Annotated in this window: 18 protein-coding genes; 9 read left to right on the top strand and 9 right to left on the bottom strand. The window is 38.6% G+C overall.

What is annotated here, in order from left to right; translation table 11 throughout:
• Positions 1–4: 4 nt before the first annotated feature.
• The 8 genes from ACYQ3L_RS05480 to ACYQ3L_RS05445 form a co-directional block, all read right to left on the bottom strand.
• The gene (locus ACYQ3L_RS05480) at positions 5–1,126 is read right to left on the bottom strand and encodes a nucleotidyltransferase domain-containing protein (RefSeq protein WP_379993753.1); all 1,122 of its coding nucleotides are present in this window, start codon (positions 1,124–1,126) and stop codon (positions 5–7) included.
• Complete coding sequence (locus ACYQ3L_RS05475) at positions 1,123–1,392, bottom strand: PqqD family peptide modification chaperone (RefSeq protein WP_379993755.1); 270 nt, start codon at positions 1,390–1,392, stop codon at positions 1,123–1,125. Before ACYQ3L_RS05475 ends, ACYQ3L_RS05480 begins: the two co-directional genes overlap by 4 nt.
• Entirely contained in the window at positions 1,389–1,808 is a 420-nt protein-coding gene (locus ACYQ3L_RS05470) for a S24/S26 family peptidase (protein ID WP_379993756.1), read from the bottom strand. The genes ACYQ3L_RS05475 and ACYQ3L_RS05470 overlap by 4 nt, the downstream gene beginning before the upstream one ends.
• The gene (locus tag ACYQ3L_RS05465; protein WP_379993758.1) at positions 1,805–2,668 is read right to left on the bottom strand and encodes a hypothetical protein; all 864 of its coding nucleotides are present in this window, start codon (positions 2,666–2,668) and stop codon (positions 1,805–1,807) included. The genes ACYQ3L_RS05470 and ACYQ3L_RS05465 overlap by 4 nt, the downstream gene beginning before the upstream one ends.
• A gap of 26 nt (positions 2,669–2,694) precedes the next feature.
• Positions 2,695–4,332, bottom strand: coding sequence for a hypothetical protein (locus ACYQ3L_RS05460; protein WP_379993759.1), 1,638 nt, complete (start codon positions 4,330–4,332; stop codon positions 2,695–2,697).
• Positions 4,333–4,372: 40 nt separating this feature from the next.
• A complete protein-coding gene (locus ACYQ3L_RS05455; RefSeq protein ID WP_379993760.1) occupies positions 4,373–4,525 on the bottom strand; it encodes a hypothetical protein in 153 nt (50 codons plus the stop codon).
• 19 nt (positions 4,526–4,544) lie between these two features.
• Positions 4,545–4,724: a helix-turn-helix domain-containing protein gene (locus ACYQ3L_RS05450; protein ID WP_459952466.1), complete on the bottom strand. Its 180-nt coding sequence runs from the start codon at positions 4,722–4,724 to the stop codon at positions 4,545–4,547.
• A 270-nt stretch (positions 4,725–4,994) separates the two neighbouring features.
• Positions 4,995–6,116: an AraC family transcriptional regulator gene (locus ACYQ3L_RS05445; protein WP_379993761.1), complete on the bottom strand. Its 1,122-nt coding sequence runs from the start codon at positions 6,114–6,116 to the stop codon at positions 4,995–4,997.
• 286 nt (positions 6,117–6,402) lie between these two features.
• Here ACYQ3L_RS05445 and ACYQ3L_RS05440 point away from each other — a divergent pair, with 286 nt between their 5' ends.
• From ACYQ3L_RS05440 to ACYQ3L_RS05405, 8 genes are all read left to right on the top strand, one after another.
• Positions 6,403–7,374 (top strand): aldo/keto reductase, encoded by a 972-nt coding sequence (locus tag ACYQ3L_RS05440; RefSeq protein WP_379993762.1) that lies wholly within the window; start codon positions 6,403–6,405, stop codon positions 7,372–7,374.
• A gap of 208 nt (positions 7,375–7,582) precedes the next feature.
• The gene (locus ACYQ3L_RS05435) at positions 7,583–8,122 is read left to right on the top strand and encodes a glutathione peroxidase (protein WP_379993763.1); all 540 of its coding nucleotides are present in this window, start codon (positions 7,583–7,585) and stop codon (positions 8,120–8,122) included.
• Between the two features lie 710 nt (positions 8,123–8,832).
• On the top strand, positions 8,833–9,414 hold the full coding sequence (locus tag ACYQ3L_RS05430) for a DUF418 domain-containing protein (RefSeq protein WP_459952360.1): 582 nt from the start codon (positions 8,833–8,835) through the stop codon (positions 9,412–9,414).
• 60 nt (positions 9,415–9,474) lie between these two features.
• Complete coding sequence (locus ACYQ3L_RS05425; RefSeq protein ID WP_379993765.1) at positions 9,475–10,338, top strand: DUF3737 family protein; 864 nt, start codon at positions 9,475–9,477, stop codon at positions 10,336–10,338.
• Positions 10,339–10,343: 5 nt separating this feature from the next.
• Complete coding sequence (locus tag ACYQ3L_RS05420) at positions 10,344–11,504, top strand: MalY/PatB family protein (RefSeq protein ID WP_379993766.1); 1,161 nt, start codon at positions 10,344–10,346, stop codon at positions 11,502–11,504.
• The gene (locus ACYQ3L_RS05415; protein ID WP_379993767.1) at positions 11,501–12,436 is read left to right on the top strand and encodes an EamA family transporter; all 936 of its coding nucleotides are present in this window, start codon (positions 11,501–11,503) and stop codon (positions 12,434–12,436) included. The genes ACYQ3L_RS05420 and ACYQ3L_RS05415 overlap by 4 nt, the downstream gene beginning before the upstream one ends.
• Positions 12,437–12,752: 316 nt before the next feature.
• Positions 12,753–13,730: a sensor histidine kinase gene (locus tag ACYQ3L_RS05410; protein ID WP_379993768.1), complete on the top strand. Its 978-nt coding sequence runs from the start codon at positions 12,753–12,755 to the stop codon at positions 13,728–13,730.
• Between the two features lie 5 nt (positions 13,731–13,735).
• A complete protein-coding gene (locus tag ACYQ3L_RS05405; RefSeq protein ID WP_379993769.1) occupies positions 13,736–14,488 on the top strand; it encodes a LytR/AlgR family response regulator transcription factor in 753 nt (250 codons plus the stop codon).
• Between the two features lie 130 nt (positions 14,489–14,618).
• Here ACYQ3L_RS05405 and ACYQ3L_RS05400 read toward each other — a convergent pair whose 3' ends face one another.
• Positions 14,619–15,980, bottom strand: coding sequence for a M28 family metallopeptidase (locus tag ACYQ3L_RS05400; RefSeq protein ID WP_379993770.1), 1,362 nt, complete (start codon positions 15,978–15,980; stop codon positions 14,619–14,621).
• A gap of 1,248 nt (positions 15,981–17,228) precedes the next feature.
• Between ACYQ3L_RS05400 and ACYQ3L_RS05395 the strand changes: the two genes are divergently transcribed.
• Complete coding sequence (locus ACYQ3L_RS05395; protein ID WP_379993771.1) at positions 17,229–22,049, top strand: RecQ family ATP-dependent DNA helicase; 4,821 nt, start codon at positions 17,229–17,231, stop codon at positions 22,047–22,049.
• The last annotated feature ends 31 nt before the right edge of the window (positions 22,050–22,080 follow it).

Below are 22,080 nucleotides of genomic sequence, written 5' to 3'. Positions count from 1 at the left end.
CTGCTTATCTGCCTTTGAGGATATTGCTTATACCGTTACCCCAATAATATATATAGAACAATAATGACTCTTTTGGAAAAATAGAAAGGCAACCGCCTATCCATTTCTGCCTGATATACAGCGAGTGTAGCTTACCGGCCAGATATCCGGCCGGGTGTTTGCCATACTCCGTGTTATAATACCCGAAATTTCCCGTTTGAAGAATTTTGCTTAATACTAGCAGTGAGTCTCCCTTATACTTTTCCGTATAAAAAGGAAAATCTTCTTTGGGTAATCCCAGTTCTTCTACAACAATACAGCCGAAAACTTGCCACGGTTTTAATAAACCAAGGGCTTTCAGGTCTTTCATCAACTCCTGTCTATCTATGTGCCCGTGAAAAATATAGAGATATATCGCCCAATCGCATAGTTGGCGAAGGCCTATACCTCCTGCTATAAAATGATGATATGCATGGTTGAAAATATATAAGGCATTGAAATTGACAGGTGGCAGGGATATATTTACTCCATTCAGGTTCCATGTTTGTAATTCATTCCCCCTGAGGTGTTTTTGCGTCCATCTTTGGAATTCGGCGTTTGCAAACGGATTATGTAATTTTTCCACTAAAAAGTGAAGCTCGATAGTTACTCCTCTCAAATAAAAACTCTCATGTTTGGGACTTTTCTTTTTTGTTTTATTCTCAGGACTAGCACCTGTGCCAAGCAAAATTTCAACCGCTTTCTCACAATTTTCCTTACCCACATACAGGTCGATATCCCCACATTGCCGTCGCAATGGGTTTGGATAATTTTGCGCCACACCCTGCCCCTTCAGTAAAACAGGATTAATACCTTCCATCTGCAGTTTGGAAACAATCTTTGCCAGTTGTTTATTCAGCAGTTCATGGCTTTGCTCAATACGCATAACGGTTTGGTACAATTTACGCATTAAAGGTATAGGTGGCTGCTTATCCACTGGCAATTTATCAATACCATCATATACTATTCCTGTGACTGTTTGCATAGCTGCCATTTTTAGCATGGCTTCCCAATCGACAATATCAGAGAACAGATCTGCATCTACCGGACTACCCCACAGACCCGAACGAAGTAAGGCGAATAATTGCTGTTCGGTTTTATTCATCATTCTTCCGCTATTCCTGCTTTGATCCAACTGTCTGCCACATCAGCAGCATCCGCAAGCGCCTGCTCGTCTGATATATCGTATTTTGCTATTAACAAACCGGTAAGCGTTTGTACTTCAAAATCGTACCCTTCGACTTCCTGCCAGAGATATGCCGCCGATTTGTTCAGCGCAATCAATTTGTTGAAATCCACCTGTTCCAGTCCTTCACCCGAAACAATATATTCCCTGCCTATGGTACGCAGGCGCAATCCTTTTTTTGTTCTCATATTCTTCTGTATATTGCCAATAAATATTTCCTCACAGGTAGCAGCATGCGCCAAATACGCCCTCTGCCACAGTTGACAGGCCTGCTATTATGTACAATAAAAATAGCCCGTCCGTGAACGGCTGATAAACCGCATTGTTCTGTTCCGGTCAAATTGCCATCGCCCATTAAAACAACAACATTGCCGTCTATCCTGATAATACGATGCAGCACAAACCGGCTTTGTCCGACCTCAGCCAGCACAACATCGCCGCGACGATAACTCTCTTGTTTTTGTAATACCACACTGTCGAGCCCGCCAACGATAAACGGCAGCATCGAGTTCCCTTTCACTTTCAGCGTAACCTGTTTGCCTCCGGCAAGCAGGACGGCAACTTCGGACATTAATGTTTTGTCGGGCAGGGTTACCGTCCTCATCGTATCGTATTGTAGCATAGTCTGGCGGCAGCGCTGTCGGGTAGACAATCCAAGTGGTAACATCCTACGGTTGCAATCAACTTCTCCACGGAACAGTGTACGCCCGTCGCTACCTGCTCCTCCCACCGCATAGATGAACAGGATGGAAGCACGGCAGCGTATGCCTGCAATGAAGATAGCGATTCTATTTGGTTTTCAGGTGCTTGCCGAAGTTTTATAATACCTCGCAGCGGAACCGACTCGCTTTTATAGCAGGGTGTCTTGCCGCTCCACGGCGAACCGAAAATGTATGCTTTACCGTCAATAATACGAATCACGGGATTATCGTCATTCAACAATTCGCTACCCTCTATATGGTCGAGCCACAAGCGGCTATGCGTACTTTTCCCTGTCCTGCTTTTACCCAGAAAAACAAAACCTTCGTTACTGTTCTTAATGACGGAGGCATGGATCAGTAATGTGCCGAGACTGGAAGCCGCAAAGGCATAGAGCAGCATCAGGCAGTTATTGAGACAGAAAAAACGGTGTCGTTCGTCACCGGGCAACTGAACTTGTGCTTCTTTAAAAGAGGCATCTACATCCATCGTACAATAATGGTTGTTCCCGGGATAGGCTATCCGGAAACGGAAATTGCCTTCTTCCGACTTGGATATAGCTGTCGATGCTATGTCATCATCGAACCGGCCGACTTCCGAATAAGCGCATGCCATTGATAAGCTATCTGTTACCGACAGATGAAACAGGTAACTTTCCGCCTCTTCATTCAAGAGAAAAGGATGATAGTTACCTAACCCGTTTGCCGGGAATTGACTGTTTGAAAAAGATAGCCGGAAACTGTGTCCGGCTACTTGGTAATTCATGCTTTTCATCTTTATTCATTCGACACTTAAAAATCCCGTATCCAACGGAAATTCATACCCCAAGCATTGCCTTTAGGACTAGTGCCGGTACTACTATCAAGCAAATTAATATAAAAGAATCTATCTGAGGATGCTTCTGTTGAAGACAGATAAAATCCAGAAAAAAAATCGTTGGTTACTCCGATAGCCTTTCCGCCTATTGCCGTAATCTTTGCATTGAATGCTGTGCGAGCTGCTGCACACTCTGCCGAATCAAAATCCGGCATGCTACTCATCCAAGGATCATAAACCTTGCCGCTATACCCTGCGAAAAGCATTTTTAATTCATCACGGGCAGGCAGATACCAGGGGCCATTCTCGTCACTGTCGTTTATTACAATATAAATATATTGGAACGGAGGATAGTCATCATCGAAGGTGGTCAAATTACCCTTATATTTGGCGATCATGCTCCTTGTTGCCAGTACCCCGGCTGTATAGCTACGAATGCCGGCTACTCCGGCTGCTTGCTCATCATTGACCAAACCCCATATCCAGTTAGGGACGGGTATTTCTCCCAGCCCTACTACCTTGCCTTGTGTGCCGAAACTACCGGGCTTTACCCAGAATACGATTCCTTCGGGGTTGTCATCGTCAGGCCAGTAGTCGCCAAGGGCGTAGGATGTCCCTGCTGCATTAAGATCGCTGTTATCCACTTTCAGCTGGAAATAATAACTTTTGCCCTGCTCTATGCCATTGGAAAGAAAATCGAGGTCGGTTCCGATATTATATGTCTTACTGGTAAGATAGTTATTTGTTCCGTCCGTAAAGGATAGTTCAATAATCAAGTCATCTGAACTTTCAAACGCATTCGCGGCTGTGGGTAGCACAGCCATGTAGCCTTCACACTGGTTTTTTCCCTCTTTGGTTGCAAAATTTTGAGCATCACCGGTTAATTGCAGGCTCAAAGCGGGAACCATCATATCAAGAGCATAATAGGTTAGCGAAGTCTCATTGATATGCAAATCGCCCTGGGTAGCAAATACAGCTTTGCCGGAACTCAACCTGACATTGATATTCGCTAACTTAAGATCATTATTATCGGAACTGTTCCAAACGGCAAAACGGATTACCGAGCCAAGGTGCTTGTAGCTAAGATTGATGGGGCTGACGCCATCCACTGCTACATTATTTGTTGCTTTCATCGCCATATATGCTCCCAGATGCATTGAATTGGCCTCATTTTGAGTTTGATTAGCAGGCATGTTTATCATAGGATTTCCAACAAATTTCCATGCCGAAGCAGGGAAAAAACCATAAACAGTGTATTCGCCGTTGTCGATAATATCAGCTTGGACAACATTGAATGCGGTGCTGCTGCTCTGTACGCCTGCCGAAACTTCCGCCGCATATTCCGCTTTTTTATATTGAGAAATATTAGACATGCTCGGACTCCTGAAAAGAACGGTGGTGGCATCACCATTGCTCCAATAGAATTTTTCGCCGAGTATGTAGTCGTTGTCCTCTATTACACCTGATTTGGTGGTTACACTTTCTTGTTCCACAGTGGCGATAAGTTGTGGAGCCGAGCCTTTCCTTTCGGGCTGCTCTGTGATAATTTCATCATTGCTACATGATCCAAACAGTATCGCACTAACAGCAAATAGAATATGTAGTTTTTTCATTTTTTTGATTGAGATATTATTTTCACATTCCAAATTTTCATTACCATGGGGTTCCGCCTCCGGGATTGTAGTCTCCGCCGCCCCCCGCAAGGATACTGCTTTCCATTTCCATTTCGATAACTTCGATTTGCGGTTTTTCGTAAGCCTCTTTCGCTTCTTTGTGTGAGTAATTTTGTTCTTGGTTTGTTTTCATTGTTTTCTTTTTTTATTAGTTAAATATTAAAGTTAATATCGGTCTGCCCCTGTTTTATCTTTCTATAGTCTGTAGGGGAAGTATTGTACATGGCCATAAACTGCCGTTGAAAAGTGCGTACTGTCCCAAAGCCTACCTTTTCAGCTATTTCTTCGATAGTTAAGTCTGACTGTTCAAGCAGAATAACTGATTCTTTCAGGCGAAGCCTGATGTATCGCGCCTTTCATTTGTTCCCTGTTGCAATAGGCCGCCAACAGATTGACGTATACCATGCCTTCTTCCTTTAGATTATTCTGGCTTCGGGCTTTCTGGATATATATATGTTAATTTACAACCATAGCTTTTGCTGTACAGGCTGAGATATATCCAGAACAAATCTATTTGTTTTGTAATAAATATCTTTTTATAGCTTGTTATTTTTCGTTTGACAATTCAAAAAATAACAAAACAACTTATGAAAAGATGGAATTTAAACAGGCTTCTGCTGTTGTTTGTATTGGGAAGGGGTTAAACCTGTTATTTTTTGAAATTGCTGGTGAAAATTTGCACGGTGGTTAAAACCGACTAGTTCACGTACTTTCTCTAGTGATATATCCGGATTTTCTTTGAGTATAGACTGTGCTTCACGGACGCGCAATTCTGAACGCCATGTACGAAAATCGGTCTGCATGTATGTTCTGAAATAATATTGAAGAAAACTATGGTTTACATCAAGTGATTCAGCTATTTCATCAACACTGATATCTTTTTGGGTGAATTTCTTTTCTTCTACCCATTTATCCAAAATGAAACTGAACTTCTCGATTTTTTCTATCTTGTATTGAGGGTTACACTTATCACTTATTTTTTCACTTATTTTCTCGTTTTGATTGATAACAGGAATCGCAAATTTAAAATCTATCTGGTAATTATAGAACCGGCTGACCATATATGCATAATAGGCTGTATATAATATTGAAAACAATATATAAAAATAAAGATTGAGAAACAAGGATGTTAAAGCGAGTACACCAATTATTAATGCCCCATAAAAGGAAAGATTCACCCATCTCAGGCGAATATGTTCATCCTCGTCGTAATATTCTTCCAACGAGCGCAAACACACATTATATTTGAGCCTGAATAAATATGTATAAAAAGAAAGCTGGGAAAGATATGCAACCACAACTATATAAAAAACAAGGTTATATATGAAGTGCGAAGTGGAAAATAAAGTAAGAAGTAGAAGGACAGCAACGAAGGTAATGATTCCTAACTGAACAAATATTTGTTTGCGTTTAATATAAAGAGGCTGTATTAAAGTCAATATGGTGTAAGTAAACAGTAAGGCCTGATATGATGCTATAATCAGGGTGCAGGATGCCATTAGCAACTCATTTTCGGTCTCTTGTTGCGAGAGGAAACTCACAAATCCGGATATTCCCAGAACGAAGTAAGAAATAGCCAGATAGTTTCTTGAAAAACGTAAATTGTCAAGTTCTTTATCGGGAGCAATATGCAATCCGAGTAACATTACTCCCAGTATAGTAACCGTAAACGATATGGCAAATGTTAATATATAATAGAATGTAACAGGATCGAAGATATCCATAGCATCTTATATTTGGCACAAATGTAATTTATTTTAAGGATAAGACAAAGGATTGCTTACGCGATAAGTATATGGGTTCAGGGTAAATACGTTCTACAAATCGATTCATAACAGGAATTATTTTCTATATTTGTGATAAGAGTTAACATATACCTCATTTGCAACCTTAAAAAACTGTCAATATCGTTTATTTCGTTTTGAATCTTTCTTTTTTCGCTTTAAATAGCAATGTATAACAGATAAACAAACAAAAGATTATTTTTATAATCTAAAATACCATTATAAGATGGAAAGAAGGAGGTTTATTCAAGCGGCAGCGCTCTCCGCTTTAGGGATTATGGGGAAAGGGATTAAAGCATCGGCCAGTGAACCGAAAACCCACCCTGACGGGTTGAGAAAGGTACTGGGTAAAACAGGGTTTAGTATTTTTCCGGTTGTCTACGGCGGAATTGTATCGATGCGGGATGGACAGCCTGCATCGGACAACTATGTCTCATGGGCGGTCGACCGTGGCATCAATTATTTTGATGTAGCGCCCAGCTATGAAGACGCACAGGAGAAGCTGGGAAATTCCCTAATCCCTTACCGTAAAAATATTTACCTTGCCTGTAAGACCGGCAGGCGGATGAAAACGGAAGCGGAACATGAATTTGAGGCATCGCTGAAACTATTGCATACTGATTATTTCGATGTATATCAGATGCATGCCATGTCTACGCAAAAAGACATCGACCAGGCATTCGGCCCTGATGGCGTTATGGAAATGATGATACGTGAAAAACAGGAAGGCCGTATCCGTAAACTTGGCTTTACGGCACATTCGGAAGAAGTTGCCATAAAAGCTATGGATTTATATGATTTCGATACCGTTATGTTTCCGGTAAACTGGATGATGAATATGCACAATAAAATGGGCACAGCCTTATGCACACAGGCGAAAACTAAAGGAGTCGGAGTCCTTGCGATAAAACCGCTTATCCATCGCCATTGGAAAGATAATGCCGAACGGGAAGCCTCAAACTATACGAAAGCATGGTGTAAACCTATAGATACCGCTACCAATAAAGAATTAGCCATAGCAGCTATCAAATATACATTTCAGAGCGGACCGGACGTTATTATTCCTCCCGGAGATTTTAAAAGCTTCTCGTTTGCAGTCGACCATATTGATGAAATACTGAATAATCCATTGACCCAAGACGAAAAAACCTTATTAGAAAAAGAATATAGCGAAGTAAAGGACTATCCGTTTTTTTAATCATTTAAATAATATGATAAGGTTCAACGAGCTGTTAATATTCCTGGCTCCGGTACTTTTCATTTTATCCTGGACAAAGCTATTTTGAAAACCATGGGAGAAAGGATTAAAACTGCATCCTGGCTAAAAACAAATTTGACGTGCAGAAGATACATTATGATAAGTGGTGATATATAGATATAGAAGAATAACATCAAAGTTTATTTATATGAAGAAAGTAATATTCTTAATTACGGTATTGGTAATGTCAATAACGGTTTTTTCACAGAATAAGTCATTCTATGATTTTAAAGTGAAGACTATAGAGGGAAAAGATTTTGATCTTTCCAGCCTGAAAGGCAAAAAAGTACTCATTGTAAATGTTGCCTCAAAATGCGGGCTTACTCCTCAATATAAGCAACTACAGGAATTGTATGAGAAATACGGTCCAGAAAAATTTGTTATCATCGGATTCCCTGCCAACAACTTCGGATCGCAGGAACCCGGCTCCAATGAAGAAATAAAAGAATTTTGTTCATTGAATTATGGCGTTACTTTTCCTATGATGGCCAAAGTATCAGTTAAAGGGGAAGATATCGACCCGCTGTATGCCTGGTTGACAGAAAAAAGCGGGAACGGAAAACAAGATGCCGGCGTAACCTGGAATTTTCAGAAATTCATGATCGATGAAAACGGTAACTGGATAGCATTTGCGGAACCCAAGGTCAATCCTTTCGACAAATCTATAATCAGTTGGATTGAGAAGTAGAAGAAGTCTTTCTTTAATCGATCAATGAAACATTTGAAATACAAGAAACCGTAAAATAAGATATGTCTGAAATCAGTCCGGTAAAACCCAAAGAAAGGTATGTAATTCTCGATGCATTAAGAGGAATGGCATTATTTGGAATCTGTATTGCCAATTACCCTGAATTTTCGCTCTATTCCTTTCTAAGCAAGGATGTAACTTCAGCCATGCCCACGGCCGGCATCGATACGGCGGTGAAATATCTGCTGTATATTTTTGTTGACGGTAAATTCTATACCATTTTCTCCCTGTTGTTTGGAATCGGTTTTTCGATTATACTCTCCAATGCTACCCGGAACGACCGTAATAATTTGAATGTATTTTACCGGAGAATGGCTGTTCTGACATTAATCGGTCTTTTCCATTTATTGTTCATCTGGGCAGGGGATATCCTCTTACTCTATGCAATTCTGGGATTTGCCCTTACCTTATTCCGGAATATGCCGGATAAGAAGCTGTTGATATGGTCTGTTGTATTATTGGCATTTCCTGTTCTTATAGATGGATTTACACAGATATACGGATGGAATCTTGCCGCTCCTGTCATAAAGGCAACCGGATATTTTCATGGCAAATATGGGATAACGGAGACAAATTTTCCCGTATGGCTCGCGGATAAACAGAATTATGCGGATATACTTAAATTTAATATTGCAGGCTCTTTTATCCGTATGCAGGAGTTTATTGAAGGAAACCGTGTATTTAAAGTAATGGGATTATTTTTGATTGGCTTATATATCGGAAGGAACCGCGTGTATGCCAATTTGGAGAAAAACAAAAGTCTGTTGAAAACCATCCGTTTTTATGGATATATTATTGGACTGCCCGCCTCCTTGCTTTATGCCTGGAGTGCGATGAACGGGCATCCTTTGGGATTAGCCGCCCACTCGGCTGTATATACCGTCAGCGTATTCCCGCTTAGCCTGGCATACATTTCAACCATCTGTCTGTGGCATATTCACCGTAAAGAGCATATCTTATTTAGAGCGATGGCAGCTCCCGGCAGAATGGCGCTCACAAACTACATCATGCAATCTGTTTTCGGTATAATAATTTTCTACGGAGTAGGATTCGCACTGGGAGCTACACTAGGACTAATATACGTGGAGATGATCGCCGCTGTAATATTCCTTTTACAGATAACTTACAGTCATCTGTGGCTATCCGGATTACAATTCGGTCCATTGGAATGGGCCTGGCGTATGCTGACCTATGGAAAATTTTTGAAAATCAGAAAACAACAAGTTTCATAAGCTACTATAGCCCAATCTAAATGATATATATAAATAAACTAACTAATAAATAAATCTTGAATGGAAAAAACAAAAGAAGTAATCAGCAACACATTTTTCGAAGGTGAAAGGCCATTATTTGCTACAGACAATTTACGTCTTGTAAATATAAAATTTTATCCCGGTGAATCTGCCGTTAAACAGTGTAACAATATAGAAGCATACAAGTGTGAGTTTATGAGTAAATATCCTTTTTGGCATAATGACAATGTATTCATTGAGGATTGCCTGTTTACCATCTATAGCAGGGCTGCTATATGGTATTCAAAAAATGTAAATATGATAAACTCACTTGTAGAAGCTCCGAAAATGTTCCGTGAAGTGGATGGATTATATCTTGAAAATGTGAAGCTCCCGAACGCCGGAGAAACGATCTGGAATTGCAGGAATATAAAACTCCGGAATGTACAGGCACATGGAGGTGATTATATTTTCATGAACGGTGAAAATATCGACATTGAGAACCTGTACCTGCAAGGGAATTACTCTTTCCAAGGTACTAAGAATGTAGTCATTCGCAATGCGCATCTTGATACAAAAGACGCATTCTGGGAAACAGAGAATGTAACGGTTTATGACTCTGAAATTAACGGCGAATTTTTAGGGTGGCATTCTAAGAATCTCAAGCTCATTAACTGTAAAATATCCGGAACGCAGCCTCTCTGTTATGCAACAGGGTTAGTTATGGAGAATTGTACGATGGCAGACACATGTGATTTAGCTTTTGAATATTCAATATTGAAAGCTGACATAAACGGCCATATCCTTAGTGTGAAAAATCCAAAAGGAGGAAGTATAAACGCAAAAGGGATTGGTGAAATAATCATTGATAAAAACTGCCAAAATCCGGGTGACTGCAAGATAAGCCTGGAAGAAAAAATCTAAAGCGAATGAAATATAATTTTGACAAAACAGTTATTCGCAGGGGAAGTAATTCCTACAAATGGGATACATCAAAAGACGAAGAGATACTTCCGCTGTGGGTAGCTGATATGGATTTTCAAACGGCACCCGAAATTATAGATGCATTGCATAAGCGCGTGGAACATGGTGTTTTTGGGTATACAAAAGTACCTCCGGCATATTTCGATGCAACAACCTCCTGGTTTCAAAGAAGGCATAATTTCACCATCGATAAAAAGTGGATATTATTTACCTCAGGTGTCGTTCCTGCGCTATCAGCTATTATCAAAGCCTTATCAGAACCATACGATAAAGTTATTGTACAAACACCTGTTTATAATTGTTTCTTCTCTTCCATTCGCAATAATCAATGTATAGCCGAACTGAACGAACTAATATATAAAGATGGGGCCTATAGCATCGACTATGAAGACCTGGAACGGAAGGCTGCCGATCCAAAGGCTAAGCTGCTGCTGCTTTGCAATCCGCACAATCCCGTAGGAAGGGTCTGGAAACGGGAAGAGCTGCAACGTATCGGGGAAATATGCCTGCGCAATAATGTAATTATCATTTCAGACGAGATACACTGCGACCTCGTTTATGAAGGCCATACACATATACCCTTTGCGTCTGTCAATGAAGAATTTCTGCAAAATTCCGTTACCTGTATTGCTCCTACCAAAACATTTAATTTGGCAGGGATACAGGTTGCCAATATAGTAGCTGCAGATGAGAAGATCAGGGCAAAAATAGACAAGGCTCTCAACATAAACGAGGTCTGTGAAATTAATGCTTTTGCTGTAGAAGCCCTTATTGCAGCCTATAATAATGGTGAGGACTGGTTGACAAGCCTGAAAGCCTATTTGTATGAAAACTATACCGTACTGACCGGATTCTTCAAAGAATATCTTCCGCATCTCCCGGTAGTAAATCTGGAGGCAACTTATCTGGTATGGGTAGATTGCTCGGCCTTGCAACAAACATCTAAGGAAATTGCAGAAACCTTGCTGGCGAAAGAAAAGCTATGGGTAAACGAAGGAACCATGTATGGAGAGGCTGGAAAGGGTTTTATACGTATCAATATTGCTACCCAAAGAGAAAATTTGATCAGAGCCTTGGAAAAGATAAGGAATGTATACGGAAAATGAAGGTACAAGAAGGAATGGGTAAAAGGACAGTAAGCATTATTATTGCGTATTTCCTTATTTATGTAGTCTGGGGTTCCACCTACTATTTTATAGGAGTAGCCCTGAAAGGCTTTTCGCCATTCCTTCTCGGAGCTTTACGATTCACTGTTGCCGGATTGGTACTTTTATTCTGGTGTTGGTGCCGGGGTGAGCCTGTTTTTAAAAAAACACTTATTCGGAAATCTGCTGTAAGTGGTATTGTATTACTGTTTATAGATATGGCGGTGGTCATGCTTGCCCAGAAATATGTCAGCAGCAGTCTTGTGGCAATTGTTGCAAGTTCTACTGCCATTTGGATTATGGCGCTGGATGCTCCTATGTGGAGCAGGAACTTCCGTAATCCGGCTGTAATAGCAGGTATGGTTATTGGTTTTCTTGGCGTCACGTTGTTGTATTTCGAGCAATTTAACCAAAGCAGCAACCTTAATAACCATAGTGAATACGGAATATTACTCCTTCTGTTCGGATGCATATCATGGGCATTGGGAACACTTTATGCTAAATACCGTTCATCAGGTGAAGAAGAAGTGAATGCATTTGCCGGCTCTGCCTGGCAAATGATTTTTGCCAGTCTTATGTTTTGGATATGTGCCGGATTCAGCGGAAATATAGCAGGAACAGACCTGAACACAGTACCGGCCTCAGCGTGGCTGTCATTAATCTATCTGATCATATTCGGTTCCATTTTAGCATATTCCGCCTATATCTGGTTATTGAAAGTGCGTCCGGCTACCGAAGTGGCGACCCATGCCTATGTTAATCCTTTTGTAGCTGTTGTTATCGGGATGACATTTGGTAAAGAAATTGTTACATGGATACAGATAGCGGGCTTAATTGTGATTTTACTCAGTGTGACGTTAATTAGTAAGAAAAAGAAAAGAAATCAGGAATGATAAATAAACGAAAATTGTTGCGGAGCCTTAAAACGGAGTCAATATCTGGCTTTTTCGTCTTTAACCTCTTTTTTTTACTTTGAATGGTAAATGTATAACAGGTAAACAAACAAAAGATTATTTTTACAGTTATGAATATGGATCACATTATTGAATTATTGCATAAAAGAAAATATTCCTGTGTGATCTCAAACGGAAACGAAATCCGCACTTTTGTCAAAGATGGACTAAATTTGTGTAAAATATAATAATAATGGAGTTTACAAGCAAATTTCCTTCATTAAGCAAACTCTTATCAGGCAGAATGATACTTGTTATGAGTTTATTCTTAGCTGTGATCATGATATATCCGAACATCGTGAATTTCACATGGCATTCCACCGGATCAGAGACAGACTCAGAACATATATCTTATACACTGTTCTTTTTATTCCGGTATCTGTTTTTCTGTGTTTTGATATGGATTCTTTTAACGGTTAATATTCAAAAGCTAAAAACGCTGTCTTTTGGAAAAAGACTCATCAATTCGCTTTGGATCACTTTGATCGGTTACGCAATGTACGTCCTGTTTTCACTGGCCGTAAGTAAGCATGTGGATTGTTTTACAGGTATGCTGTTGTTTCAGTTTGTGATTACCTGTCTATTGTGCACTTTCATCGGTTATTTTTTCATCATGTATACCGAAAGTAATGAAAAAGAAAAGCGGATCGAGAGGCTAAAAGCTGAAAACCTGCAAAGCATGTGCAATGCACTGGTAAACCAGATCAATCCCCACTTCTTCTTCAATTCGCTCAATAGTGTTTCCGCCCTTGTCCGCGAAGGCGAAAAAGAAAAAACACTCGAATATATCAACAAACTCTCCGGGGTATTCCGTTATATCCTCCATAGTAGCAACAGAATCGGACTTACTTCCTTAAATGAAGAACTAAGCTTTGTGGAAGCCTTCCGTTATACGCTGGAGGTAAGATATGAAAGCAAACTGAAATTTCATTTCCATATTGATGACAAAAAGCGTGACATGAAACTACCGGTGCTGTCACTGCTTCCTGTGATTGAAAACATCGTGAAACACAATGTCATTGACAGTTATAACCCGATGGAGGTCACATTGTCTACCAGTGTACACGATGAATTGGTCATCGTTAACCCGATTCATGAAAAGCTGGATGCCGGGGAAAGCAGCGGGGTCGGGCTGGAAAACCTGTCCAAACGTTTCGAACTGCTGACCGGTAAAAATATTAAAGTAGAAAATGAGAAGGGTCTTTTTACTGTTTATTTACCTCTTTTAAATTGATAAGTATGAAAGTCTTGATTGTAGAAGATGAAACAGTAGCATATACGAATCTCAAAAGAATGTTACATGACCTTAACTTAGGTGTTGAAGTAGTGGGTAATACAGAGAGCGTGATCCGCACAGCCAAATGGTTAGAGGAATCCCAGGATACGATCGACCTGATCTTTATGGATATTCATCTCTCTGATGGCTCCGCTTTTAAGATATTCGAAATCGTCGACGTGGAAATTCCCGTCATCTTTACAACAGCATATGACCAATATGCGATTGAAGCATTCAAGGTAAATAGCATAGACTACCTGTTAAAACCGATTGAACCGGGTGAAGTGGCACGCGCGATAGAAAAATACAGGAAACTGGCCAAACAGGATATCCGCAAATACTTAGATTTATTACCACGTCTGGTACAACGGGATAAGTATCCGGAAAAAATTCTCATTCCCTTCAATGATAAAATACTCCCGGTGGCTGTTACCAATATCTCTTGTTTTTATTCATCAGAGGTAAAAACGGTTGTCATTCTCAAAGATGGGACTTCCATTCCATATAAAAAAAGCCTGGAATATATCAGTCAGTCATTAGATCCCCATCTGTTTTTCCGTGCCAATAAACAATATATCATCTCCAAAGACAGCGTTAATAATATAACAATCTGGTTTGATAACCGTTTATTGATTGTCCTCGATGTAGAATTACCTGAAGACCTATATGTTAGCAAAAACAAAGCCGCTGAATTCAAACAATGGCTGGCTGATTAATCACATATGACTTTTTTTCGTGATATCCGCCTTTTAGCTGTTTCCGTTCTTAATATTATTTCCGGATAAGTCACATTCCAACTTTTGATGAAATTTTAACTGGCTCTTAATCTTTTGTTTATTCTTGTTTTTACTTACCTCTGGCAAATACGGCAAGACTTTCGTGTCCTTCTGCATCAATACTTTGTACTGCAAAGAAATAATTATCCTTGCTGTAAGGCAAATGTGCTTCTGTTCCATTTATACGTATTTTCATTTGCCATTGCGATTGGTCGGTTTCACGAATCAAGATGTAATAGCCTGCCGGTTTCTTTCCTTGTTTAGGAGCCTCCCAATGGAGAGTGGAATAGTTGGTAAGTTCAGAGACCTCCTGCCTCACATTCACGGGAGCTGAAGGGGCCAAAGCCAGATTCGCTACAGCAGACAGGTTTACACCCGTGTTTTTACGGAGGTATTCAAAGTCGATTCCTTCTATTTCATCTCCGTATTCCACTCCGTTTTCGCTCCGGGCATATTGATGGGTTCGGTTATAATTCTCGTGCATTTCGCAGATGCGCACAGCGGCATATCCTTTCCGGCTGAAGGGCGTATGATCGCCACCCCGTCCGAAGCGGTCGTTGCGGTAGATCAGCTTTACAGTTATATTATCCACATAACGCTCACCGGTTTCTTTAATGTAGCGTGCCAATTGTCGCGAAGGGCTATCGTTCTCGGCAGAGTTGTACACTCGTTCGCGCCTCATTTCGTCGGTTTCGGTAAGGGGGATATTTTCAGAGAAGACACGGAGCAGGGTATTGTTGTGCGTATCTGTTTCGCTGGCCGGGCCATTTCCTATCATATCGTTATTGACTACGGCTATCAGGTTCCAGTTTTCACGGCGGGCCATTTCGGCCATGTGCTGTGCCCCGTAAAGTCCGTGTTCTTCGCCGGAGAGAAACATGATCTTCAATGTAACAGGCAGATCGACCTGCGAAAGCAGACGGATGATCTCCATCAGGCAAGCCACGCCGCTACCGTTATCATTGGCTCCGGGAGCATATCCTATGGAGTCATTTCCGTTCCCATTCCTATTGTCGAAGTGAGCGAGCAGGACAATTACTCTGTCGTCGTCCGGATTACTTCCCTGTACGGTGGCTATCACGTTACACAAGGGCACTTCCCGTTTGAGGCGGGTTTCCGCTCCTCCAATCGTATAGAACTCCTTTTCCACACTGAGCCGTCCACCCGAAGCAGGGATGTATGTATTTACCCGCCGGTACAGGTATTCGGTGGCGGCACCTATTCCCTGAGTAGGATGTGTCATGCTACTGAGGTTATTCCGGTTGTGGAATCCAACCATATCTTGTATCAATGCCTTCATTGTATCAACGGAGATACTATTCACTGCCGATTCGATAATGGCATCTCTATTTTTAATGGTTGTTTGAGCATAAAGACCGTTCGCATACAGGAACAGTCCCATGAGGAAGTATAAATAGCGTGGTGTTTTCATACGATAAGTAGTTACGTTATAATGAACTACAACAAAAATACAGTTTATTTCCGTATTATTTACTCCTTTTGCGTTCCTTAATGTATGTCGGATATTTCTACACCGGGCATGCCTGTATCTTTTCTTCGATTATTAAAGACCGGATAACAAGAAAGGCATTGGCGGAATTATATCTAAATCTAAACTTTCGCATAAAAAATATGGCAGCATTTATTTAACTTTTGGAAAAAACATTTTAAAGAGTATCTGGATTTTAGTCCTATTATTCGTTGCCTGAGTAATGGTAAAGGATTTTCTGTTGTACCCGATTTCTTATGCAAAGAGGTTATAGAGTCTGATAAAATAAAATTGGTATGGGAAGGAAATCAACCTTCGGAAAAGATATTTTATTTCGGGACTAGAAAAAAACAATTTATCAAAAAGATATTAAAGTATTGGAGAATTTATTTATAAAAGAATGGAGAGAAAAAAGAGGCCACTCTACCTTTTGGAGGGCGGTACCTCGTAGAATAACCCTCCGACAATAGCCTTTGTCGGTTAATGATTATATGAAAGCCGCAATGCTTTTTATAATATAAAATTCGTATTTGTACCTAGAAAATAATTATTTATTTACCTTATTTGCTTAAATCCAAGTATCTTTGCTACGAACGAAAATATCTGTAAGCCATGAAAATAAGTCAAATATTTAGGCTCAATAAAAATCAAACAAAGTTAGATTTTATTGATATCGGCATAAGTCAGAATATCCCTTTGTTTATCGACTCTTTTTTTATTTCAATACGGACTGATATACATATTTAAGGCTAGCGATTATGAGTGAAATGAAACAAAAGACAAACAGACCGTTTTAACCAATAAAATTATGTCAAGAAGGTTTTATCACTATGATAATTGAGAACAACAAATAAGAACCTATTTGGAAGAATTAAAAAAAGGAAAAAAGTTGATGTTTTATGCTTTCTTATAATTGGAACATCTGGGATAACTTATAAGTTTAAAGCGTTGCGGAGTGAATAATTTGCAAGAGTTTAAGTAAACAACAACAGGACTACTGAAAACGGTTGATCTGAAAAAGAAGTAAAAAGATTTTAAGCACCTACTTTTCAATAAAGCAGATAGTGAGAAGATTTTGTGGTTTGAGATTTTTTTTAATTCACTTGCGGAATAATGCCTGATTAAATATAAAGTAAAGGTTCAAAATGAAATGAAGCAACTATAAAGATATGAACATAAGAAAATACATTTATGAATCGTCTCATAGCATTCGTTGACACTGAAATTGACCCAAAAAGTAGGAATATTCTTGATATTGGAGCTATTAAGGATAATGGAAATTCTTTTCATAAAACTTCTGTCGTAGAATTTACTCAGTTTCTTAACGGAACAAAATATATTTGTGGACATAATATTTTCAATCATGACATTAAATATATTGGAACAGCAATAACCGATTCCGGAATCAATCCTAAAAATATCATTGATACACTGTTTCTTTCTCCATTGCTTTTTCCGACAAATCCATATCATGCTTTATTAAAAGATGACAAACTTCAAACAGAAGACATCAACAATCCTTTGAATGATTCCATAAAAGCAAAAGACTTATTCTATGATGAGGTTACCGCTTTTAATCAAACAGAGGAAACTCTTAAACAAATTTTTTATTTACTGTTGAAGGCGAAAAAAGAATTTTATGCTTTCTTTGATTTCATCGTATATACAAGTATAGATTCGGATATTAAAAAGCTGATTCGGCTAAAGTTTAAAGATGAGATTTGTGAACAAGTTGATTTAACAAAAATTATAGAAGAATCTCCAATTGAACTTGCTTACTGTTTATCGTTGATTCACTCATTCATTCTTCACAAAAAGATTCATTCAATTACTCCTCCTTGGGTACTAAAGAACTATCCGGAAGTTGAACGAATAATGTTTCGTTTGCGAAACAAGCCTTGTATAAGTGGCTGTGCATACTGCAACAATGCTTTAGATGTTCGCAAAGGTTTAAAAAGGTTCTTTGGATTTAATTCGTTTAGGACTTATGGAGGTGAACCGCTACAAGAGAAAGCAGTTAAAGCTGCAATCGATAACAAATCATTGCTTGCTGTTTTCCCGACAGGAGGGGGAAAATCAATCACATTCCAGGTTCCGGCTTTAATGAGTGGAGAGAGTTCAAAAGGTCTTACAGTAGTAATTTCCCCTTTACAGTCGTTGATGAAAGATCAAGTCGACAATCTTGAAAAACTTGGAATTACTGAGGCAGTTACCATAAATGGATTACTTGATCCGATTGAAAGAGCTAAATCTTTTGAAAGAGTGGAGGATGGTTCTGCATCCATTCTCTATATATCACCCGAATCATTGCGTTCAAAGACCATAGAAAGATTGATTTTAGGAAGAAAGATAGCTCGTATTGTAATTGATGAAGCTCACTGTTTTTCTTCATGGGGGCAGGATTTTCGGGTTGATTATTTGTACATCGGCGATTTCATTAAGTCAGTTCAAGAAAAGAAAAATCTTGAGGACGGAATTCCTGTTTCGTGTTTTACGGCAACAGCAAAACAAAAAGTGATTGAGAATATTCGGGATTATTTTAAAGAAAAACTTTCTATCGATCTTGAACTGTATACATCAAAAGCCTCAAGAACAAATCTTCAATACAAAGTTTTTGAAAAAGGAGATGAAGAAGAAAAATATCAAGCAGCAAGAGACTTGATTGAAGAGAAAAATTGTCCGACAATTATTTATGTCTCAAGAACAAGAAAAGCCTATTTGCTTGCAGAAAGACTGACTAAAGATGGTTTTAACGCAAAACCGTATCATGGGAAGATGGATAAGCAGGAAAAGTCTGAAAATCAAGACTCATTCATTAACGGTGAAACTCAAATCATGGTTGCAACCTCTGCTTTTGGAATGGGGGTGGACAAAAAAGATATAGGCATGGTCATTCACTATGAAATTTCAGACTCGCTCGAAAATTATATTCAAGAGGCAGGTAGGGCCGGACGAGATGAACACATTGTTGCGGATTGTTTTGTACTGTTTAATGAAGAAGATCTCAATAAGCATTTTATCTTATTGAACCAAACCAAGCTTTCCATTAAAGAAATTCAACAAGTTTGGAAAGCCATTAAAGAAATAACCCGGTTTCGCTCAAAAGTTTCAAATTCTGCATTAGAAATTGCAAGAAAAGCGGGATGGGACGACAATGTGGTAGAGATTGAAACACGAGTTACAACAGCTATTGCCACATTGGAAGATGCGGGATATTTGAAGCGCGGACAAAATATGCCACGAATTTTTGCCAATAGCATTCTGTCCAAAAATGCACAAGAAGCGATTGACAAAATCAATTCATCTGATAGGTTTGGAGAAAGACAGAAAGAAAAAGGAATCCGGATTATAAAGAAACTTTTTTCAAGTAAAAGCCGGAAACAATCAAGCGAAGAAGTGGCGGAATCAAGAATTGACTATATCAGTGATCATTTGGGAATTGTGAAGGAGGAGGTCATAAATATTGTAAACCTTCTTCGCGAGGAAAAAATTTTAGCTGATGCAAAAGATTTAACAGCATTCATTAAAAAAGGTGAAAACAAGAACCGTTCACTTCATATTGTAGAAACATTCAATAAAATTGAAAACTTTTTACTTCCATTATTCGAGGAACAGGAAAAGGAATTTCATATCAAACAACTCAACGAAGAAGCAGAAAAAAATGGTTATGAAAATGTAAATACGTCTAAAATAAAAACCATCCTCAACTTCTGGGCAATCAAGAATTGGATTAAGAGACAGAATCTGGAATATTCAAAGAATCATGTTGTGGTACTTTGCCTACAGTCTAAAGAGGTATTGAAAGAAAAATTGGAGAAACGATATGAATTGGCACAATTTATAGTTGAATTTCTTTACGAAAAGAGCAACCTAAATTCCTCGAAAGATGATGTAGGAAAAGAGGAAGTGTTGGTCGAATTCTCCATTCATGAATTGAAAGCAGCGTATGAGAATAGTTCCAATCTCTTTAAACTAAACATTGATATTGATGATATAGAAGATACACTATTTTACTTGTCAAGAATTGAGGCAATAAAAATTGAAGGTGGTTTTTTGGTTACATATAATCGATTAACCATAGAACGAACCGAACAGGACAATAAAAAGCGTTATACAAAAGATGACTATCAGAAGTTAAATCAATTTTACGAAAATAAAGTTCAGCAAATTCATATTGTTGGCGAATATGCAAAAAAAATGATTACCGACTACCAGAATGCTTTACAATTTGTAGATGATTATTTTCAATTAAACTACACATCTTTTCTCAATAAATATTTTAAAGGCAGCAGACAAAATGAAATCAAGCGAAATTTAACGCCTACTAAATTTAGGCAGCTTTTTGGGGAACTTTCTCCGACACAACTAAAAATCATAAACGACAACGAAACAAAGCATATTGTGGTTGCAGCCGGACCAGGTAGCGGTAAGACAAAAGTATTAGTTCACAAACTCGCTTCTCTTCTTTTAATGGAAGATGTAAAGCATGAGCAATTGCTGATGGTCACCTTTTCAAGGGCTGCGGCTACAGAGTTCAAGAAGAGGTTAATCAAGCTGATTGGTAATGCAGCTAATTATATAGAAATAAAGACATTTCACTCTTATTGCTTTGATTTGTTGGGTAAAATTGGAAATTTAGAAAAGTCAGATTCAATTCTAACAAATACCATTGAAAAAATTAAGAACGGAGAAGTTGAAGCAAACCGAATCACTAAAACGGTTTTGGTAATTGACGAAGCTCAGGATATGGATATCAATGAGTTCAACCTGATAAATACTTTGATGGAACAAAACGAGGAAATGAGGGTAATTGCAGTGGGTGATGACGACCAAAATATTTATGAATTCAGAGGAGCAAGTTCGAAATATCTCACACAGTTTATTTTATCTAACAACGCTGTAAAACATGAATTAATTGAAAATTACAGAAGTAAATGCAATCTCGTAGAGTTTACCAATCAATTTGTAAAACGAATTCCTCACCGATTAAAAGAAACGCCAATTATTGCTAAGCAAACCTATAATGGAAAGATAAAACTAGTTCGTTATCAAAGTGATAACCTTATCAATCCACTTGTACAAGACATCCTCGCAACCGAGCTTACAGGAACCACTTGTGTACTAACAAAAACAAATGATGAAGCATTGCAGATAACGGGCTTGCTTTTGAAAAACGGAATACAAGCAAGATTAATTCAAACAAATGATGGTTTCAACCTGTACAATCTTTCTGAGATTAGATTTTTTTTGAGTAAATTAGACTTAAGAGATGATATTTTCATCATTAACGATGATAATTGGGAAAATGCGAAACGGGAGTTAGTAAATAAGTTCCGTAATAGCAATAAATTAGAACTATGCGCCAACATCATCAAAGATTTTGAAGCAACTAACCCGAAGAAGAAATATAAATCTGATTTAGAGGTTTTCTTATATGAATCTAAGTTAGAGGACTTTTTCAACGAGAATGGAGAAACCATTTTTGTTTCAACAATTCACAAAGCGAAAGGCAAAGAGTTTGATAATGTCTTTTTATTACTTGAAAATTTCAATATAGCTACAAGTGAAGCTAAGCGACAATTGTATGTTGCAATGACAAGAGCTAAACAGAACTTGACAATTCATCTGAATTCAAACTTTCTCGATGATATTTCCGTAGAAAATTTGGAAAGAACGGAAAACTTAGAAATACATTCTTCGCCAAATGAAATTGCTATGCACTTGACTTATAAAAATGTATGGCTTGACTATTTCATAAACAAGCAATATGCAATTTCCCCCCTCATAAGTGGTGATGTCTTGGTTCTTAATGGAAATGAATGTTTAAATTCCAAAGGCCAATCAGTTTTAAAATTCTCACAACAATTTATCAGACAAATAGAAAATATGAAGGAGAAAAATTATGAATTGAAAAGTGCAAAGGTGAATTTTATTGTTTATTGGCAGAAAGAAAAGGAAGAGCAGGAGATTAAAATTGTTTTGCCCGAACTTTATTTTGAAAAAGATAAGTAATCTGCGCTCGAAAATAACATTATAGAATAAT

The organism is Dysgonomonas termitidis, assembly GCF_054657735.1.
The sequence above is the reverse complement of the archived record's forward strand: the minus strand, read 5'-3'. Positions and strand labels throughout refer to the sequence as shown.

Bases quoted from the DNA above. Each gene is read 5' to 3' on its own strand.
- ACYQ3L_RS05430 (WP_459952360.1), top strand. From the start codon at position 8,833: ATGCAGGAGTTTATTGAAGGAAACCGTGTATTTAAAGTAATGGGATTA.
- ACYQ3L_RS05445 (WP_379993761.1), bottom strand. From the start codon at position 6,116: ATGGATATCTTCGATCCTGTTACATTCTATTATATATTAACATTTGCC.
- ACYQ3L_RS05455 (WP_379993760.1), bottom strand. From the start codon at position 4,525: ATGAAAACAAACCAAGAACAAAATTACTCACACAAAGAAGCGAAAGAG.
- ACYQ3L_RS05420 (WP_379993766.1), top strand. From the start codon at position 10,344: ATGAAATATAATTTTGACAAAACAGTTATTCGCAGGGGAAGTAATTCC.
- ACYQ3L_RS05440 (WP_379993762.1), top strand. From the start codon at position 6,403: ATGGAAAGAAGGAGGTTTATTCAAGCGGCAGCGCTCTCCGCTTTAGGG.
- ACYQ3L_RS05405 (WP_379993769.1), top strand. From the start codon at position 13,736: ATGAAAGTCTTGATTGTAGAAGATGAAACAGTAGCATATACGAATCTC.
- ACYQ3L_RS05400 (WP_379993770.1), bottom strand. From the start codon at position 15,980: ATGAAAACACCACGCTATTTATACTTCCTCATGGGACTGTTCCTGTAT.
- ACYQ3L_RS05415 (WP_379993767.1), top strand. From the start codon at position 11,501: ATGAAGGTACAAGAAGGAATGGGTAAAAGGACAGTAAGCATTATTATT.
- ACYQ3L_RS05435 (WP_379993763.1), top strand. From the start codon at position 7,583: ATGAAGAAAGTAATATTCTTAATTACGGTATTGGTAATGTCAATAACG.
- ACYQ3L_RS05480 (WP_379993753.1), bottom strand. From the start codon at position 1,126: ATGATGAATAAAACCGAACAGCAATTATTCGCCTTACTTCGTTCGGGT.
- ACYQ3L_RS05410 (WP_379993768.1), top strand. From the start codon at position 12,753: ATGAGTTTATTCTTAGCTGTGATCATGATATATCCGAACATCGTGAAT.
- ACYQ3L_RS05475 (WP_379993755.1), bottom strand. From the start codon at position 1,392: ATGAGAACAAAAAAAGGATTGCGCCTGCGTACCATAGGCAGGGAATAT.
- ACYQ3L_RS05425 (WP_379993765.1), top strand. From the start codon at position 9,475: ATGGAAAAAACAAAAGAAGTAATCAGCAACACATTTTTCGAAGGTGAA.
- ACYQ3L_RS05395 (WP_379993771.1), top strand. From the start codon at position 17,229: ATGAATCGTCTCATAGCATTCGTTGACACTGAAATTGACCCAAAAAGT.
- ACYQ3L_RS05460 (WP_379993759.1), bottom strand. From the start codon at position 4,332: ATGAAAAAACTACATATTCTATTTGCTGTTAGTGCGATACTGTTTGGA.
- ACYQ3L_RS05465 (WP_379993758.1), bottom strand. From the start codon at position 2,668: ATGAATTACCAAGTAGCCGGACACAGTTTCCGGCTATCTTTTTCAAAC.
- ACYQ3L_RS05470 (WP_379993756.1), bottom strand. From the start codon at position 1,808: ATGAGGACGGTAACCCTGCCCGACAAAACATTAATGTCCGAAGTTGCC.